Annotated in this window: 17 protein-coding genes; 6 read left to right on the forward strand and 11 right to left on the reverse strand. The window is 55.4% G+C overall.

Features of this window, described 5'->3' with window-relative positions; translation table 11 throughout:
- Window positions 1-51 precede the first annotated feature (51 nt).
- Window positions 52-594, forward strand: a complete 543-nt coding sequence (ymdB, locus tag NB069_RS07915; RefSeq protein ID WP_250588850.1) for an O-acetyl-ADP-ribose deacetylase — start codon at window positions 52-54, stop codon at window positions 592-594.
- Window positions 530-2,014 (forward strand): phospholipase D family protein, encoded by a 1,485-nt coding sequence (locus NB069_RS07920; protein WP_250589474.1) that lies wholly within the window; start codon window positions 530-532, stop codon window positions 2,012-2,014. Before ymdB ends, NB069_RS07920 begins: the two co-directional genes overlap by 65 nt.
- 34 nt (window positions 2,015-2,048) lie before the next feature.
- Here NB069_RS07920 and mdoC read toward each other — a convergent pair whose 3' ends face one another.
- The gene (gene mdoC / locus NB069_RS07925; protein WP_250588851.1) at window positions 2,049-3,209 is read right to left on the reverse strand and encodes a glucans biosynthesis protein MdoC; all 1,161 of its coding nucleotides are present in this window, start codon (window positions 3,207-3,209) and stop codon (window positions 2,049-2,051) included.
- Between the two features lie 255 nt (window positions 3,210-3,464).
- Here mdoC and mdoG point away from each other — a divergent pair, with 255 nt between their 5' ends.
- From mdoG to NB069_RS07940, 3 genes are all read left to right on the forward strand, one after another.
- Window positions 3,465-5,018, forward strand: a complete 1,554-nt coding sequence (gene mdoG, locus NB069_RS07930) for a glucans biosynthesis protein MdoG (protein WP_250588852.1) — start codon at window positions 3,465-3,467, stop codon at window positions 5,016-5,018.
- Entirely contained in the window at window positions 5,011-7,539 is a 2,529-nt protein-coding gene (gene mdoH / locus NB069_RS07935) for a glucans biosynthesis glucosyltransferase MdoH (protein ID WP_250588853.1), read from the forward strand. Before mdoG ends, mdoH begins: the two co-directional genes overlap by 8 nt.
- Before the next feature lie 62 nt (window positions 7,540-7,601).
- Window positions 7,602-7,829: a YceK/YidQ family lipoprotein gene (locus NB069_RS07940; protein WP_250588854.1), complete on the forward strand. Its 228-nt coding sequence runs from the start codon at window positions 7,602-7,604 to the stop codon at window positions 7,827-7,829.
- Here NB069_RS07940 and NB069_RS07945 read toward each other — a convergent pair whose 3' ends face one another.
- The 3 genes from NB069_RS07945 to NB069_RS07955 form a co-directional block, all read right to left on the reverse strand.
- Window positions 7,830-8,204, reverse strand: coding sequence for a MysB family protein (locus NB069_RS07945; RefSeq protein ID WP_039032335.1), 375 nt, complete (start codon window positions 8,202-8,204; stop codon window positions 7,830-7,832).
- Between the two features lie 98 nt (window positions 8,205-8,302).
- Window positions 8,303-9,553 (reverse strand): multidrug efflux MFS transporter MdtG, encoded by a 1,251-nt coding sequence (mdtG, locus tag NB069_RS07950; protein WP_250588855.1) that lies wholly within the window; start codon window positions 9,551-9,553, stop codon window positions 8,303-8,305.
- A gap of 146 nt (window positions 9,554-9,699) precedes the next feature.
- Window positions 9,700-10,626 carry a Kdo(2)-lipid IV(A) acyltransferase gene (locus NB069_RS07955; protein ID WP_250588856.1) on the reverse strand — a complete coding sequence of 309 codons (927 nt, stop codon included), beginning with the start codon at window positions 10,624-10,626 and terminating at the stop codon, window positions 9,700-9,702.
- Between the two features lie 221 nt (window positions 10,627-10,847).
- On the opposite strand from NB069_RS07955, the gene NB069_RS07960 reads away from it, so the two are divergent.
- Window positions 10,848-11,897 carry a rhodanese-related sulfurtransferase gene (locus NB069_RS07960; RefSeq protein ID WP_250588857.1) on the forward strand — a complete coding sequence of 350 codons (1,050 nt, stop codon included), beginning with the start codon at window positions 10,848-10,850 and terminating at the stop codon, window positions 11,895-11,897.
- A gap of 39 nt (window positions 11,898-11,936) precedes the next feature.
- On the opposite strand, the gene NB069_RS07965 is transcribed toward NB069_RS07960, so the two are convergent.
- The 7 genes from NB069_RS07965 to pyrC all read right to left on the reverse strand — a co-directional run bounded on the left by NB069_RS07965 (window position 11,937) and on the right by pyrC (window position 16,640).
- A complete protein-coding gene (locus NB069_RS07965) occupies window positions 11,937-12,512 on the reverse strand; it encodes a YceI family protein (protein WP_039032338.1) in 576 nt (191 codons plus the stop codon).
- A 1-nt stretch (window position 12,513) separates the two neighbouring features.
- On the reverse strand, window positions 12,514-13,080 hold the full coding sequence (locus tag NB069_RS07970) for a cytochrome b (RefSeq protein ID WP_250588858.1): 567 nt from the start codon (window positions 13,078-13,080) through the stop codon (window positions 12,514-12,516).
- Between the two features lie 261 nt (window positions 13,081-13,341).
- Complete coding sequence (locus NB069_RS07975; protein WP_072036751.1) at window positions 13,342-13,455, reverse strand: DUF2770 family protein; 114 nt, start codon at window positions 13,453-13,455, stop codon at window positions 13,342-13,344.
- A gap of 56 nt (window positions 13,456-13,511) precedes the next feature.
- Entirely contained in the window at window positions 13,512-14,630 is a 1,119-nt protein-coding gene (gene solA, locus NB069_RS07980; RefSeq protein WP_250588859.1) for an N-methyl-L-tryptophan oxidase, read from the reverse strand.
- Between the two features lie 116 nt (window positions 14,631-14,746).
- Window positions 14,747-15,001 (reverse strand): biofilm formation regulator BssS, encoded by a 255-nt coding sequence (gene bssS, locus NB069_RS07985; RefSeq protein WP_039032340.1) that lies wholly within the window; start codon window positions 14,999-15,001, stop codon window positions 14,747-14,749.
- Between the two features lie 272 nt (window positions 15,002-15,273).
- On the reverse strand, window positions 15,274-15,519 hold the full coding sequence (gene dinI / locus NB069_RS07990; RefSeq protein WP_138368624.1) for a DNA damage-inducible protein I: 246 nt from the start codon (window positions 15,517-15,519) through the stop codon (window positions 15,274-15,276).
- Between the two features lie 74 nt (window positions 15,520-15,593).
- Window positions 15,594-16,640: a dihydroorotase gene (gene pyrC, locus NB069_RS07995; RefSeq protein WP_250588860.1), complete on the reverse strand. Its 1,047-nt coding sequence runs from the start codon at window positions 16,638-16,640 to the stop codon at window positions 15,594-15,596.
- Window positions 16,641-16,697 lie beyond the last annotated feature (57 nt).

Consider the following 16,697-nt stretch of genomic DNA (forward strand, 5'->3'; position numbering starts at 1 on the left):
ACCCAACCTCTGCGATACACTTAAGAAAAAAGCGGTATCCAGAGGTTGATTATGTACTCCCGAATTGAAGTTTTTCATGGTGATATCACCACCCTGAATGTTGATGTGGTCGTCAATGCTGCCAATCCTTCCTTAATGGGCGGGGGCGGCGTCGATGGAGCCATTCACCGGGCGGCAGGGCCAGCATTGCTCGAGGCCTGCAAGCTGGTGCGCCAGCAGCAGGGCGAGTGCGCGCCGGGACACGCGGTGATTACCCTTGCCGGCGACCTGCCCGCTAAAGCGGTGATCCACACCGTTGGCCCCATCTGGCACGGTGGAGAGCAACATGAAGCGCGCATTCTGGAAGAGGCTTACCGCAACAGCCTGAATCTGGCCGCGGCCAACGGGTATCGTACCCTGGCTTTTCCGGCAATCAGCACCGGGATCTATGGTTATCCCCGTGCGGCAGCTGCAGAAATCGCCGTCAACACGGTTTCGGATTATCTCACCCGCAAGCCTCTACCGGAGCGGGTATACTTTGTCTGTTATGATGAAGAAAATGCCCGGCTATACCAGCGACTGCTTACCCAACGAGGACAGGAAACCGACACATAATACGCGACTGGGGCGTGCTATTGCGCCGGTCAGCTCGGCTCACCCTGGACTTTGCGGCCTTCTTCCCCTTGATAACAGTCTTGACGCCTTCGCCTGCCGCTACCGGCTGGCGGAGATGGCGGAAAAGACGTTAGATGTTCAGTACTACATCTGGGAAGACGACATGTCAGGACGGCTGTTGTTTTCCGTACTCTTGTCTGCCGCCATGCGCGGGGTACGCGTGCGCCTGTTGCTGGATGACAACAACACCCAGGGGCTGGACAGCATCCTGCGCCTGCTGGACGCGCACCCCAACTTCGATGTCCGCCTGTTCAATCCTTTCTCCTTTCGTTCCCTGCGCGCGCTGGGTTATCTCACCGATTTCGCCCGCCTCAACCGACGGATGCATAACAAGAGTTTTACCGTCGACGGTGAGGTCACGATTATTGGCGGGCGCAACATCGGCGATGCCTATTTCGGCGCTGGCGAAGAGCCGCTGTTCTCCGATCTGGACGTGATGGCGACCGGCCCGGTGGTGCAGGACGTGGCGGATGATTTTGAGCGTTACTGGAACTGCGCGTCGGTCTCAACGCTTCAGCAGGTTCTTGAACTCTCCGAGGCGGAAATCGAGGATAAAATTCATCCGCCTGAGGAGTGGTACCGGGACGATATCACCCGGCGCTATCTGGATAAACTGCAATCCAGCGACTTCATTACCAACCTGGAAGCAGGAAATTTACCCCTGATCTGGGCCAAAACCCGGCTGCTTAGCGACGATCCGCGCAAAGGGCAGGGCAGGGCGAAGCGCCACTCTCTGCTGCCGCAGCGCTTACTGGATGTGATGGGCTCACCGGTTGAGCAAATCACCATTATCTCAGCCTATTTCGTTCCGACCCGGGCCGGGGTCGCGCTGCTGCTGCAGATGGTACGCAAAGGGGTTAAGGTTGCCATCATGACCAATTCGCTGGCGGCCAACGACGTCTCAGTGGTTCATGCCGGCTACGCCCGCTGGCGCAAAAAATTACTGCGCCATGGCATCGAGCTCTTTGAGCTTAAGCCGACTCAGGATGGCGTCCCGCCAGCACACGATCGCGGGATTACCGGGAACTCCGGCTCCAGCCTGCATGCCAAAACGTTCAGCGTCGACGGCGAGAAAGTGTTTATTGGTTCGCTTAACTTTGATCCCCGCTCCACCATGCTCAATACCGAAATGGGTTTTGTCATCGAAAGCGAAAAGCTGGCGAGATTGATTCATACCCGGTTCGTGCGCAGCCAGTGTCACGAAGCCTGGCAAATTCGGCTGGATAAACGCGGGCGTCTGAACTGGATTGAGCGTAAGGACGGGGAGGAGATCGTTCATGCAAAGGAGCCAAAAACCCGCTTCTGGCAGCGGGTTTTAGTGCGTCTGGTTTACTGGCTGCCGGTGGAGTGGCTGCTGTGATGAAGCGCCGGTTCAGGGACTGGCGCACAACGGCTTAGCGGCTGGCCTGCGGGATGCTTTCCGCTTTCGCGGCCGGTTTGCCGGAAAACAGGAAGCGCAGCAGCGGAATACGCAGATGGATCTCATACAGCACTATCGCAATGCCCACCACAAAGACCAGACCACAGATAAAGCCAAGCAGGTTTGAGGCGATGTGCGGCGTGATGTACGCGCCAAAGAATAGCGTCAACGGATGGTGCACCAGATAAATGAACAGCGAGGCGTTAACGAAATAGGTAACGCGCGCGGATTTAAAGTTCAGCAGGCGATGACCCAGGGCAAAGACCACGTTCACCATCCACAGCCCCAGCAGCATGGTAATCACGCTTTCGGTTTCATACATCCACGCATCGCCGCTGCCATAACGCTGGTTGAGCAGATAGGCAATAAAGCCCAGAAGCGCTCCGAGCGTGCAGCCGCGGGACGGCGTCGTAAACAGGGCTTTGAGTTTAGGGTGCACAAAGGCCAGCGCGCCGATCAGAAAGAACGGCAGATAGAACAGGGTCTGCATCACCACAAAATTAAACAGGCCATCGCTGAGGATCGGCGAGCAGACGATTAACAGCGTCCGGCGCAGCGCGGCATAGGCGATACCCAGTACCAGAAACAGAATCGACAGTTTGCCCCAGGTGATATCCGCAAAAAACGCCTCCGAGCGGGTGCTCAGATGATGGCGCATACGGCTGAACAGCCACAGGCTGACGGTGGTCATTACCACCAGCACCAGCAGGAACCAGAGGTGCGAGATCAGTTCCCAGGCAAGGGTGTTGTACTTATCGTACAGCGACAGGGTGTGCCAGGTGTCCGCTTTGCCTTTGACGTATTGCAGCATGATAAATTGCGGCAGCGTCAGCAGGGGAATGGCGGTGAGCATCGGGATACCGACGCGCTCCACGCGCACTTTCCACCAGCGCTTAAGCGGATAGCGCAAAAAAAGCATATAAGAGAAGTAGCCCGAAATAACGAAAAAAACCTGCATCCGGAAGGAGTGGATAAAATCGTTAAAGAGCGTCAGCCACCACGACGATTCCGCACTATTGACGTGCCAGACGTGGCTCGAATAAATCAAGGAAATGTGAAACGGGATCCCCAGCAGCATGAGCCATGCCCGGATAGAATCAAGGAAATATTCGCGTTGTGCGGGTACGGTACTCATATAACGTTGCGCATTCTCAGACTTTTCGTCTTATCCCTAAGACCAATAGTGTTTACATTCGGTGCCAACCCTACACGAAGTCTGACACACTGTCTCCAGGATAAGCACGCAAAGTGAAAACGGGTTACTTTCACTTGCTTAATCCATGAGCCAGCACGCTGAACAAAGCGGTGATTATGTTGTCGGAATGCCTGATTTTCCATTAAAATGGATCGGATCGATATAAGCACACAAAGGGGGAAGTGCTTACTTATTATGAAACATAAACCACAAATGATGAAAATGCGTTGGTTAGGAGCGGCAGTCCTGTTGTCTCTGTATACCTCATCGGCCCTGGCCTTTACCATCGACGACGTCGCAAAACAGGCAAAATCGATGGCCGGTAAAGGGTACGAAGCGCCAAAAAGTAACTTACCCTCCGTTTTCCGCGATATGAAATATGCGGACTATCAGCAGATCCAGTTTAATCACGATAAAGCATACTGGAATAAAATTAAGACCCCATTCAAGCTCGAATTTTATCATCAGGGGATGTACTTCGACACGCCTGTCACCATTAATGAAGTGACGTCTAACGCGGTACGCAAAATCAAGTACAGCCCGGACTATTTTAATTTCGGCAACGTGCAACACGACAAAGACACCGTTAAAGATCTCGGCTTCGCGGGCTTTAAAGTGCTTTATCCCATCAACAGTAAAGATAAAAACGACGAAATTGTCAGCATGTTGGGGGCAAGCTATTTCCGTGTGATCGGCGGCGGCCAGGTTTATGGCCTCTCTGCGCGTGGTCTGGCCATTGATACCGCTCTGCCTTCCGGGGAAGAGTTCCCGCGTTTCCGCGAGTTCTGGATTGAGCGTCCAAAACCAACGGACAAACGCCTGACCATCTATGCGCTGCTGGACTCTCCGCGTGCAACCGGTGCCTATCGCTTTGTCATTATTCCGGGCCGCGATACCGTGGTCGACGTGCAGTCTAAAGTCTATCTGCGCGACAAGGTTGGTAAACTGGGCGTAGCGCCGCTGACCAGCATGTTCCTGTTCGGGCCAAACCAGCCGTCTTCTGTCAGCAACTTCCGTCCGGAACTGCACGATTCTAACGGTCTGTCGATCCTGGCCGGAAACGGCGAGTGGATCTGGCGTCCGCTGAACAACCCGAAACACCTGGCGGTAAGCAGCTTCAGCATGGAAAACCCGCAGGGGTTTGGTCTGCTGCAGCGCGGTCGTCAGTTCTCCCGCTTTGAAGATCTGGACGATCGGTACGATCTGCGCCCAAGCGCCTGGATCACCCCGAAAGGGGAGTGGGGCAAAGGTAAAGTTGAGCTGGTAGAGATCCCGACCAATGACGAAACCAACGATAACATCGTTGCGTACTGGACGCCGGACCAGCTGCCGGAAGCCGGCAAAGAGATGAACTTCAACTACAGCATCACCATGAGCCGCGATGAAGACAAGCTGCATGCGCCTGAAAGCGCGTATGTGTTGCAGACCCGCCGTTCAACAGGGGATGTGAAACAGTCCAATCTGATCCGCCAGCCTGATGGCACCATCGCATTTGTCGTCGATTTCACCGGACAGGATATGAAGAAACTGGCACCGGAAACCCCGGTCACCGCTCAGGCGAGCATTGGTGATAACGGCGAGATCGTTGAAAACAGCGTGCGTTATAACCCGGTCACCAAAGGCTGGCGTTTAACCCTGCGCATAAAAGTGAAAGATGCGAAACAGCCGACTGAGATGCGTGCCGCCCTGGTGAACGCAGACCAGCCGTTGAGTGAAACCTGGAGCTATCAGCTACCTGCCAATGAATAAGATAACTGAGTATATCGATGCCATGCCGCTGACCGATATCGAGAAGGCGGCACTGCCGAAGGGTGACATCAGCGCGGTTCACACCGCGCTGGATGCCGATCATCATACGTTTACCCGTGAAGATGATACCCCGCTTGGCTCGGTTAAAAGCCGTCTCGAGCAGGCCTGGCCCGACTCACTGGCCGAAGGCCAGCTGATTCGCGATGACGAAGGGCGCACCCAGCTTGAGGCGATGCCGAAAGCGACGCGTTCCTCGATGTTCCCGGATCCGTGGCGCACCAACCCGGTCGGCCGTTTCTGGGATCGCCTGCGTGGCCGCGACACCAATCCGCGCTACCTCTCTCGCCTCTCTAAAGAGCAGCAGGCCAGCGAAGAAAAATGGCGTACCGTCGGCAGCATTCGCCGCTACATCCTGCTGTTGCTGACCATCGCGCAGACCGTCGTCGCCACCTGGTACATGAAGACCATTCTGCCTTACCAGGGCTGGGCGCTGATCAATCCTGCCGATATGTTCGACCAGGATCTGCTGGTGTCCTTTATGCAGCTGCTGCCGTACATACTGCAAAGCGGCATCCTGCTGCTGTTCGCCGTTCTCTTCTGCTGGGTTTCAGCCGGTTTCTGGACCGCGCTGATGGGCTTCCTGCAGCTGCTGATAGGCCGGGATAAGTACAGCATTTCGCACTCGACGGTGGGGGATGAACCCCTCAATCCTGAACACCGTACCGCGCTTATCATGCCTATCTGTAACGAAGACGTGGATCGTGTCTTCGCCGGTCTGCGCGCCACCTGGGAGTCGGTGAAAGCCACCGGCAACGCCGAACACTTCGACGTTTACATCCTGAGTGACAGCTACAACCCGGACATCTGCGTGGCAGAACAGAAAGCGTGGATGGAGCTGATCGCCGAAGTGCAGGGCGAAGGGCAGATCTTCTACCGTCGCCGTCGCCGCCGCGTGAAGCGTAAAAGCGGCAACATCGATGACTTCTGCCGTCGCTGGGGCAATCAGTACAGCTACATGGTGGTGCTGGATGCCGACTCGGTGATGACCGGTGAATGTCTGACGGGCCTTGTGCGCCTGATGGAAGCTAACCCGAATGCCGGGATCATCCAGTCGTCGCCAAAAGCATCAGGCATGGACACGCTCTACGCGCGTTGCCAGCAGTTTGCTACCCGCGTGTACGGGCCGCTGTTTACCGCCGGCCTGCACTTCTGGCAGTTGGGTGAGTCGCACTACTGGGGTCATAACGCCATTATCCGCGTGCAGCCGTTCATTGAGCACTGTGCGCTGGCGCCGCTGCCGGGCGAAGGCTCCTTTGCGGGCTCGATCCTGTCTCATGACTTCGTGGAAGCAGCGCTGATGCGCCGTGCCGGTTGGGGCGTATGGATCGCCTATGACCTGCCGGGCTCCTATGAAGAGCTGCCGCCGAACCTGCTGGATGAACTCAAGCGTGACCGCCGCTGGTGTCACGGGAACCTGATGAACTTCCGTCTGTTCCTCGTGAAAGGGATGCACCCGGTACACCGCGCCGTGTTCCTGACCGGCGTGATGTCCTACCTCTCTGCGCCGCTGTGGTTTATGTTCCTGGCCCTGTCGACTGCTCTGCAGGTGGTTCACGCCCTGACCGAGCCACAGTACTTCCTGCAGCCGCGCCAGCTGTTCCCGGTGTGGCCGCAGTGGCGTCCTGAGCTGGCGATTGCGCTCTTTGCCTCGACGATGGTGCTGCTGTTCCTGCCGAAGCTGCTGAGTATTGTGCTCATCTGGTGCAAGGGGTCGAAAGAGTACGGCGGTTTCTTCCGCATAACGCTTTCCCTGCTGCTGGAAGTGCTGTTCTCCGTGCTGCTGGCGCCGGTGCGTATGCTGTTCCACACCGTCTTCGTGGTCAGCGCCTTCCTCGGCTGGGAAGTGGTGTGGAATTCGCCGCAGCGTGACGATGACTCCACCCCGTGGAGTGAAGCCTTTATGCGTCACGGCTCCCAGATGCTGCTGGGTCTGGTCTGGGCGGTAGGTATGGCGTGGCTGGATCTGCGCTTCCTGTTCTGGCTGGCGCCGATTGTCTTCTCGCTGATCCTGTCGCCGTTCGTGTCGGTGATCTCCAGCCGCTCGACGGTGGGTCTGCGCACCAAACGCTGGAAACTGTTCCTCATTCCGGAAGAGTATTCCCCGCCGCAGGTGCTGGTGGATACAGACCGTTATCTGGAGCTCAATCGCAGCCGTTCGCTGGAAGATGGTTTTATGCACGCGGTGTTTAACCCGTCATTCAACGCCCTGGCTATCGCGATGGCGACAGCCCGTCACCGTGCCAGCCGTATACTGGAGATCGCCCGCGATCGTCACGTTGAGCAGGCGCTGAACGAGACGCCTGAGAAGCTGAACCGCGATCGTCGCCTGGTGCTGCTGAGCGACCCTGTGACCATGGCGCGTATGCATCATCGCGTGTGGGCTGCCCCGGAGAAATACTCCTCCTGGGTGAACCATTACCAGACGCTGAAGCTGAATCCGCAGGCGTTGAAAGCGAAGTGATGCGCCTCCGGGCAAATAAATACCGGCTCAAGGGCCGGTATTTTTATCTTTAGAGGTAATGGATGAGAATTTTCATCGTCATCACAATGGCGCTGTTACTGAGCGGCTGCGGCAGTATTATCAGCCGGACGATCCCGGGACAGGGGCACGGCAATCAATATTACCCGGGCGTGCAATGGGATGTCCGCGACTCCGCATGGCGCTACCTGACGATACTGGATCTGCCGTTCTCGCTGGTCTTTGATACGTTACTGCTTCCCATCGACGCTCAGCATGGGCCTTATGAATAATTAACGCTCGTCCCACTCATCCGCTGCAGTTTGACCCTCTTCGGTGTCCAGCGGCGGCTCGAGCTGAAATTCACCCTCATCCCATTCATGGAGGGTGTTTTCTTCCAGCCACTCCTGACGCAGCTCAATCTCGTCATAATCGCCATCAAACACCGCCTGAGCCGCTTCGCCGCTCAGTACGGGCAGGCACTCGCCATCTTCACCGTCATCGGCAAAAAATTCGGCCTGCCACATAATGTCCCCATCCTGCATGACATATTTCTGGATATTGAGTTGCTCAATATTCGCGTCATCTTCCTCGATGCCTGGATTATCGGCGAGAAACTCTTCGCGCGCGGCATCAATCGCTTCCTCTAAAGTGGCGAACATAGTCATCGGCGTCTCCCTGTGAATTGACGTGGTATTCAGGGAAAGGATAGCTGATTCTCCATAATTGCAAGTATGAAAGCGGCAAAAGCCTTCACGCGGTTGTCTTATTCGGACAATGTGACCTTATCTGACTCAGAAATAACCGCTGGCCGACGCACCGCCCGCGACAAACTGAACCATGAGTACACCGCGTTAAACAACACCACGCAGGCGGTGGCGATAAACACCGCGCGGAAACCGTAGCTGGCAGCAATACCCGCCCCGAGCAGAGGGCCGGTGACGTTGCCGATATCGCGGAATGACTGGTTATAGCTGAAGATGCGGCCCGCAATCTGGTTGGTGGAGTTATAGACCAGCAGGGTCTGCACCGCAGGCAGCAGAGCGCCGTCGGCCGCCCCAAGTAAAAAGCGCAGCACGCCCAGCTGCCACGGTGAATGCACAAATGACATCGGAATCAGCAGCAGAACGGAGATCACCAGGGCGACAATCAGGATCCTTTCCGGGCCAATCCGATCCCCCAGTTTACCCAGGCGCGGGGCGCTGATCAGCGCCGCTACGCCGGGCACCGAGGCAATCATGCCGCTGATAAAGGCGATATTGCCGACGTGTCCGGCCAGGTCGCGCACGTAGAGCGTCAGGATCGGGGCGATAGAGCCGGTGGCCACCTGAATAATCATCGTGGTGACAAACAGGCTGATGACCAGACGGGGATTCTTCAGCGAGGCGAAGACCTGGCGGGCATGGAGCATCTCTTTTTTCGGCACCGGGGTGAAGTTCTCCCGGATGCAGAACAAAGTGACCAGGAAGCAGGCAAACAGCACGCCCGCGGTGATAAAGAATACCGGCCGCAGACCGTAGCTGTCCGCCAGTAATCCACCGGCCAGCGGGCCGAGCAGGGCGCCGCTCACCGCACCGGTGGAGAGGGTCCCCAGCGCCCAGCCGCTTTTATGGCGGGGGATTTGCGTGGCGATAAGCGCATTGGCATTGGGCACAAAGCCCCCCAGCAGCCCCAGCACCGCGCGCAAGATCAGAAACTGCCAGATATTTTGCGCCATCCCCATCAGCAGCATGATGATGGCCATCCCCAGCGCCGAGCGCAGCAGCATGATTTTGCGCCCTTTACGGTCGGCCAGCCCGCCCCAGAACGGTGAGGCGATGGCGGAGAAGAGAAACGTAATGCTGAACACCAGACCGGACCACATATTGAGCGCGCTGTGGCCGCTGACGCCGAGCTGCTCAACGTAGAGCGGCAGGAAAGGCATCACCAGGCTAAAGGCAGCACCCGTGAGAAAGCAGCCCAGCCAGGCAACCATGAGGTTCCGCTTCCAGTTTATTGGCGTTTCTGAGGGAGACATAGCTATCCGCGTTATAATGCGCGACGGCATCATTATAAAAGAAGGTAATAAGCCTGCTAATTATGCGCCTGGGTGATGATTGCCGCAATGGCGGAGAGCATTATAAGCTCAAAGGGGGACTGCGGCCGGGAAGGCCGCAGGGGGGATTAGTAGCGGGAAGGCACCCCTTCCGGGCGGGTTTTGAAGCGGCGATGCAGCCACATGTACTGTTCCGGGGCCAGCAGAATGCATTTTTCGACCACCTCATTCATCCACGCGGCCGTGGTTTTGGCATCGTCCAGCGGCGGATTGCACTCCGGCTCCAGCATCATCAGCTCATAACCTTTGCCGTTGGCTTTACGGCGCGGCACGAACGGCACAATCGCCGCGTTCGACAGACGGGCCAGGGTCCAGGTCCCGGTCGTGGTGGCCGCCTCGTCTACCGCAAAGAACGGCACAAAGACGCTGGCGGTTGGGCCGTAATCATGATCCGGGGCATACCAGATCACTTCCCCAGATTTGAGGGCGCGGATCATGCCCTTGAGATCTTTACGATCGATCATGCTCTTGTTAGAGCGCATCCGGCCCCAGGTTTGCAGCCAGTCGAGCACCGGGTTGTCGTTCGGACGATAGACGCCAATGCCGGGCGCCTGCATGCCAAACATTCGCGCGCCGATCTCAAGGGTCAGAAAATGGACGCCAATCAGCAGTACGCCGGTTTTTTGCGCCTGCAGCTGGTGCACGGGATCCATTCCGGTCCCGGTCACTTCCGTCCAGCGCGCCATGCGCTTATCAGACCAGAACCAGGCCATCCCGGTTTCCATCAGACCCATACCGACGGATTCAAAATTTTTGACTACCATGTTGTCACGCTCTTGCTCGCTCATTTCCGGAAAACAGAGTTCCAGATTACGGCGGGCAATACGGGCGCGGCGGGACATAAAGCGCATCGCCAGCCGACCCAGTCCGCAGCCAATGCGGTAGATCAGCGGGTAGGGCAACTGCACCAGTAACCACAATAAACCGATGCCAGCCCAGGTCAGCCAGTAACGAGGATGTAAAAGCGCACTGGAAAATTTAGGTAAATGAGTCATGTCGTTCCTGTATTTGATACGTCCTGATGCGCTAGTGTCGCATTTTTCCATAAATAACCAAAACTCATGCCAGTGGAGTGGTCATGATTACAGCAGATGTTACTTCCCGGATAATTTAACCTGAGAAATGTAGCGCAAAATGAAGGGATGTAAATTGCCAATGTTTGCTATATGATGCCGACCGATTTTCATTCTCAATACGATTGCAGGAACCGTACACCATGCCAGTGTTACACAACCTCATTTCGAACGAAGAGCTGAAAGCGCGCATGTTGGCTGAAACCGAGCCGCGCACGACGATCTCGTTCTACAAATATTTCACCATCGTTAACCCGCAGGCAACCCGCGACGCGCTCTACAAAGCCTTAACCGCGATGAATGTCTTTGGCCGAATCTATCTGGCCCATGAGGGTATCAACGCCCAAATCAGCGTTCCCGAAAGCAGGGTCGATGAGCTGCGTACCTTCCTGTACGGTTTCGATCCGGCGCTGGACGGCCTGCGCCTGAATATCGCCCTTGACGATGACGGCAAATCCTTCTGGGTGCTGCGTCTGAAAGTGCGCGAGCGCATTGTGGCGGACGGTATTGACGATCCAACCTTTGACGCCAGCAACGTGGGTGATTACCTGAAAGCGGCAGAAGTGAATGCGATGCTGGACGATCCTGACGCCGTCTTTATCGATATGCGTAACCACTACGAATATGAAGTGGGCCATTTTGAAAAGGCGCTTGAGATCCCGGCGGACACCTTCCGTGAACAGCTGCCGAAAGCCGTCGAGATGATGCAGGAGCACAAGGACAAGAAAATTGTCATGTACTGCACCGGCGGGATCCGCTGCGAGAAAGCCAGCGCATTTATGAAGCACAATGGCTTTAACAAAGTCTGGCATATCGAGGGTGGGATCATCGAATATGCCCGTCGCGCGCGCGAACAGGGGCTGCCGGTGCGCTTTATCGGCAAGAACTTTGTCTTTGACGAGCGCATGGGCGAGCGTATCTCTGATGACGTGATTGCCCATTGCCACCAGTGCGGCACCGCCTGCGACAGCCATACCAACTGCAAAAATGACGGTTGTCACCTGCTGTTTATTCAGTGTCCGGCCTGTGCTGAGAAGTTTAACGGCTGCTGTAGCGAGCTGTGCAGCGAGGAGAGCGTGTTGCCTGAAGAGGAGCAGCGCCGCCGTCGTGCCGGGCGCGAGAATGGCAATAAGATCTTTAACAAGTCGCGTGGCCGTCTGAACACCCGCCTGGGCATTCCCGACCCGGAATGAGCCTGAAACCTTGCCCGGTCGTCTGACCGGGCGAGGACATTACTTCTGCTGAACCCCTTCCACCGAAATGATCAGCTCAACGTCCTGCGACGCCGGGCCCAGATCGGTGGTGATATTGAAGTCTTTCAGGTGAATTTTGCCTGACGCCTCAAAACCTGCGCGTTTGCCGCCCCACGGATCGTCACCCTGACCAATCAGTTTTGCATCCAGCGTTACCGGCTTCGTCACGCCGTTCAGGGTCAGGTTGCCGGTAATATCCAGACCGTCGCCATCCTTTTTCACTTCGGTTGAGGTGAAGGTGGCCTGCGGGTATTTCGCCACGTTGAGGAAATCCGCGCTGCGCAGGTGTTTGTCGCGCTCGGCGTGGTTGGTATCAAGGCTGTTGGTGTTCAGGGTCACATTGACCTTGTCATTCGCCGGATTGCTCTCATCGAAAGTGAAAGAGCCATCGAAATCCTTAAAGGTGCCGTACAGCCAGCTGTAACCCAGATGCTGAATACGGAAGTTCACAAAGGCATGCTGACCTTGTTTATCAATTTTGTAGTCCGCTGCCACGGCGGTGCCGGTGGTGAACAGCAGAGACGCTAAGGTTAATCCCAGCAGGCTTTTCTTCATTTTACGCTCCAGAGTCAGGTGACGCTTTGCCCAACATACGTGTCAGGGTGGCATCTTTTTCGATAAAGTGATGTTTCATGGCGGCAAGGCCATGGAGTACGGAAAGGATCACGACGCCCCATGCCAGCCACAGGTGCACGGTGCCGGCCAGATCGGCCTGAGCGCCTGCATCGGCCAGCAGGGCAGGGACGTCAAACAGGCCAAAGACGCTGATCGGTTTTCCGTCGGCGGTGGAGATCAAGTAGCCGCTGATCAGAATGGCGAACAGTATTGCGTACAGCGCGATATGCGCGGCGGCAGCGCTAATACGCGTGAGGCGCGACTGGCTTTTCAGCGCAGGAGGAACAGGAGAGTAATGGCGCCACAACAGCCGCACCACCAGCGCCAGCATCAGCACAAACCCAATGCTTTTATGTAGCTCTGGTGCCTGGTGATACCAGCCGTCGTAATAGCTGAGGGTCACCATCCACAGGCCCAGGCCAAACATGCCATAAACCGCAATAGCCATCAGCCAGTGTAAACTCAGGGAAATAACGCCATAGCGTGTAGGGGAATTACGCACCTGCATTGTGAATACCGTTATTAATTAGCAAGCGCTAAAAATGGCGCGGTGGAAACATTAATGCAAATGATATTTACAGTTATTCATTATTAATTTTATTTGTTCAATTATTTTGATATAAATTAAGCTGTGATGGTCAGTAAGGTTGTAAATGAGTTGTGGTTCTGGCTGATATCTGGCGGGTTGTGACGATTTTATGATGTTCAAATAATTTATTGCGAAATTATAGTTATCTGTAGAAATGTCAATTTTTGTCAGTATTTTTCATCAGAAAAATACAATGTAAAGGATATCGAGGAGCGCCAGAAGCGACCAGAGCAAAATATAGAGCATCAGATGCTCACGAATATTATTGACCAGATAATTAACGATACGACGCATGAGAATACCGATTAGAGGATAGATAAAAGGCTTCGGAAATCCGAAGCCTGACAGCATTATCGGCTAAAGCGCGACAGGGAGAAAGGCGTGAGATCAAACGGCGGGTCGATCTGCAAAGAGAATTGCGCGGCAATCTCACCCAGCACGCTGGCGAATTTGAAGCCATGGCCGCTCAGGCCGGTGATCAGCAGGGTATTGTCATGGCCCGGCATCGTATCGATGATGAAATCTTCATCCGGGGTATTGTCATAGGTACAGGCTGCCCCGTGCAGCAGGCCGCCGATGCCGGGAAGGACGTTGCGCAGGAATTTAAAGGCTTCGGAGCCATCACCAGGGTAAGCGCCAAAGGGCTTGCGCTCTTCCGGCGCGTTGATGACCTGGCCGCCATTGTGTTTGCCAATCTTCAGGGCATCCTTCTCGGACGGGAAGCCGTAAAACTGATCCCCGTCCGGCAGTTCGCCGGTAAAGGCCGGGAAGCGGTTCTGGTGGCTGTAACGTCCGTCGGCCTGGAACCAGGAGAAGACTTTACGTACCGGCTGCACCGGCAGATCTGGCACCAGACGCGAAACCCAGGTTCCCGCGCTTACCAGCAGACGGCTTGCGCTATACGGGCCTTCAGGCGTTTCGACGTTGACACCGTCGTCATGATGGGTAATGGCGGTCACCGGGCAGTTAAACAGCTGGGCACAACCGGCGTCTTTCGCCAGCGCAATCCAGGTTTTAATCGCCAGCTCGCTGCGCAGTACGCCAGATTCGGCTTCAAACAAACCGATGTAGTCTGCAGGGACGTTAATTTCAGGCCAGCGCTTCATGATGGCGGCGGCGTCCAGGCGTTCGAGGTTGAGACTGAACTGACGGGCGCTCTGTTCCACTGTTGCCAGAAACTGGGAATCTGACGGCCCGAGGTTGACCACCCCCGTGCGTTCAAAGACCGGCTCACCGCTGATTTGCGCCAGTTCATTCCACAGCGCCTGGGCGCGTAAAACCAGCGGCACATAGCGCTCACCTTCACCGTACGCGTGGCGCATCAGACGGGTATCGCCGTGATGGCTGCCTTCGGTGTGGGGCGGCATATGGGCATCGATCATCAGCACCTTCTGGCCGGCCCGGGTTGCGTAATAACCTGCCGCTGAACCGACAGATCCGCTGCCAATAATAATAAGGTCGTATTTCATGGGGATCTCTTTACGCGTTTCGTTGGTTAGCAGGGTAATTAAGACGTGACGGTTATACAAGGGAGAAATAAATGAGGCACCGTCAGGTGCCTTTTGGGGTGAGGATCAACATTGTATTAATGCCGCTTATACTCATTTTCCTGGTAGTCGCTCGATTCTATTTTTGCAATACCGGCTTCTAAAATAGAAATAAACTGGCGTGCGACATCTGTGGTTAACCACAGCGTCTGCCCAACTTCCGCTTCTTCGGTGTCAGGGTGATTTGGGGTCTGGTAATGCAAACGCAGCATCAGCGCGTCGTAGCTATCTACAGTGCTAATATCCCAGCCAACAAGCGGATGGGTCTGGATGACTTCATTATTCTTTTCCATCATAACCCCCTGAATACGTGTTAAAAAGACAACGACTGTGAGGTTCAATGCGTGTTTTTCTGAAGCAATTTCAGTATATCAATAAATAAGGGTTCTGAAGGGAAAAAGAAACAGGGAGCACTACTTTTTTATCGCTTTTAGGATTGTTTGAACATTAAAACACCATCTTGCTGATGATTTTTGATGGACTCAAACAGATTATTTGCGTCTGGCTTGATGAGACGAAAAAAAGCCGGGGCGACCCGGCAAAAAAACACAATGAAGGAGAAAATTTAATCGGTAATAAACCAGTCGTCAGCGCTCTCCCAGGTCTCCTGTAAAATTTCGCTGATGCGCTCTTTATCTTCTTTTGCGCCGCCAATTACCGACAGATTGTTTGACCCCGCATAACGCACGGTGACAGCGCCATCGCGTTCGGGAAAGGAGTGGTTTATACGACGGGATAGTTCACCCGCCAGGGCGTCCAGCGCACCGGCAGGCAATGCAGTTGTTCTGGCAATGGTCACTTCGATACGCATAGTTGCCCCCTGTGTAATATACTGTTTATTTATACAGTTATATTGTGGAACTTACAACAGGGGACAAACAATTTTTAACGCTTCACCGTCCACTGAACGGTTTCACCTGCGAGGAACGGGATCAGCGTGTCGTCGGTCAGGGCGATCGACTCCATCACGTTGCTCTCTTCGCGCACCAGCTCAACGAAGGTTTCATTCACCGGCAGACCGTAGAAGCGCGGGCCGTTCAGGGAACAGAAGGCCTCAAAGTGCTGCAGGGCGTTCATCTCGTCGAACACCTGAGCATAGCTGGCAAGCGCCGTCGGGGCGTTAAAGCAGCCTGCACAGCCGCAGCTGGCCTCTTTACGATGACGGGCATGTGGCGCGGAGTCGGTACCGAGGAAAGCGCGCTCAAAGCCGCTGGCGACCAGCTCACGCAGTGCCTGCTGGTGGATGTTGCGCTTGAGGATAGGCAGACAATACAGGTGAGGGCGCACGCCGCCTACCAGCATGTGGTTGCGGTTAAACATCAGATGCTGCGGGGTGATGGTGGCCGCCAGCAACTCATTGCCATCGCGCACGTACTCCGCGGCATCTTTGGTGGTGATGTGCTCAAACACCACTTTCAGCCCCGGCAGACGCTGGCGCAGTGGCTCCATCACGGTGTCGATAAACCGCGCCTCACGGTCGAAAATGTCGATCTCGGCATGGGTCACTTCGCCGTGTACCAGCAGCGGCATCCCCAGTTTTTCCATACGCTCCAGTACCGGCATAATCGCATCAATGCTGGTCACACCGTGGCTGGAGTTGGTGGTGGCGTTGGCCGGGTAGAGTTTGGCGGCGGTAAAGACCCCTTCGTTAAAGCCGCGTTCAATCTCATTGGGATCGAGCGTATCGGTCAGATAACAGGTCATCAGCGGGGTAAAATCGTGGCCGGCTGGCACGGCATCAAGAATACGCTGGCGATAGGCCATCGCCGCGTCGACCGTGGTGACTGGCGGCACCAGGTTTGGCATGACAATCGCGCGGCCATAAATTTCACTGGTATACGGCACGACGGTTTTCAGCATATCGCCATCGCGAAGATGGATATGCCAGTCGTCTGGGCGGCGGATTTTCAAAACCTGGGATTGTACAGTCATGGATAGGCTCCGGCTGAGTGAGATGATTTTTGCCGGACACAAAGAATAGGGGGAAAC

Origin of the sequence: Leclercia adecarboxylata (assembly GCF_023639785.1) — a bacterium.
GTDB lineage: Bacteria > Pseudomonadota > Gammaproteobacteria > Enterobacterales > Enterobacteriaceae > Enterobacter > Enterobacter adecarboxylatus_D.

Bases quoted from the DNA above. Each gene is read 5' to 3' on its own strand.
- ymdB (WP_250588850.1), top strand. From the start codon at position 52: ATGTACTCCCGAATTGAAGTTTTTCATGGTGATATCACCACCCTGAAT.
- NB069_RS07920 (WP_250589474.1), top strand. From the start codon at position 530: ATGAAGAAAATGCCCGGCTATACCAGCGACTGCTTACCCAACGAGGAC.
- mdoC (WP_250588851.1), bottom strand. From the start codon at position 3,209: ATGAGTACCGTACCCGCACAACGCGAATATTTCCTTGATTCTATCCGG.
- mdoG (WP_250588852.1), top strand. From the start codon at position 3,465: ATGAAACATAAACCACAAATGATGAAAATGCGTTGGTTAGGAGCGGCA.
- mdoH (WP_250588853.1), top strand. From the start codon at position 5,011: ATGAATAAGATAACTGAGTATATCGATGCCATGCCGCTGACCGATATC.
- NB069_RS07940 (WP_250588854.1), top strand. From the start codon at position 7,602: ATGAGAATTTTCATCGTCATCACAATGGCGCTGTTACTGAGCGGCTGC.
- NB069_RS07945 (WP_039032335.1), bottom strand. From the start codon at position 8,204: ATGACTATGTTCGCCACTTTAGAGGAAGCGATTGATGCCGCGCGCGAA.
- mdtG (WP_250588855.1), bottom strand. From the start codon at position 9,553: ATGTCTCCCTCAGAAACGCCAATAAACTGGAAGCGGAACCTCATGGTT.
- NB069_RS07955 (WP_250588856.1), bottom strand. From the start codon at position 10,626: ATGACTCATTTACCTAAATTTTCCAGTGCGCTTTTACATCCTCGTTAC.
- NB069_RS07960 (WP_250588857.1), top strand. From the start codon at position 10,848: ATGCCAGTGTTACACAACCTCATTTCGAACGAAGAGCTGAAAGCGCGC.
- NB069_RS07965 (WP_039032338.1), bottom strand. From the start codon at position 12,512: ATGAAGAAAAGCCTGCTGGGATTAACCTTAGCGTCTCTGCTGTTCACC.
- NB069_RS07970 (WP_250588858.1), bottom strand. From the start codon at position 13,080: ATGCAGGTGCGTAATTCCCCTACACGCTATGGCGTTATTTCCCTGAGT.
- NB069_RS07975 (WP_072036751.1), bottom strand. From the start codon at position 13,455: ATGCGTCGTATCGTTAATTATCTGGTCAATAATATTCGTGAGCATCTG.
- solA (WP_250588859.1), bottom strand. From the start codon at position 14,630: ATGAAATACGACCTTATTATTATTGGCAGCGGATCTGTCGGTTCAGCG.
- bssS (WP_039032340.1), bottom strand. From the start codon at position 15,001: ATGGAAAAGAATAATGAAGTCATCCAGACCCATCCGCTTGTTGGCTGG.
- dinI (WP_138368624.1), bottom strand. From the start codon at position 15,519: ATGCGTATCGAAGTGACCATTGCCAGAACAACTGCATTGCCTGCCGGT.
- pyrC (WP_250588860.1), bottom strand. From the start codon at position 16,640: ATGACTGTACAATCCCAGGTTTTGAAAATCCGCCGCCCAGACGACTGG.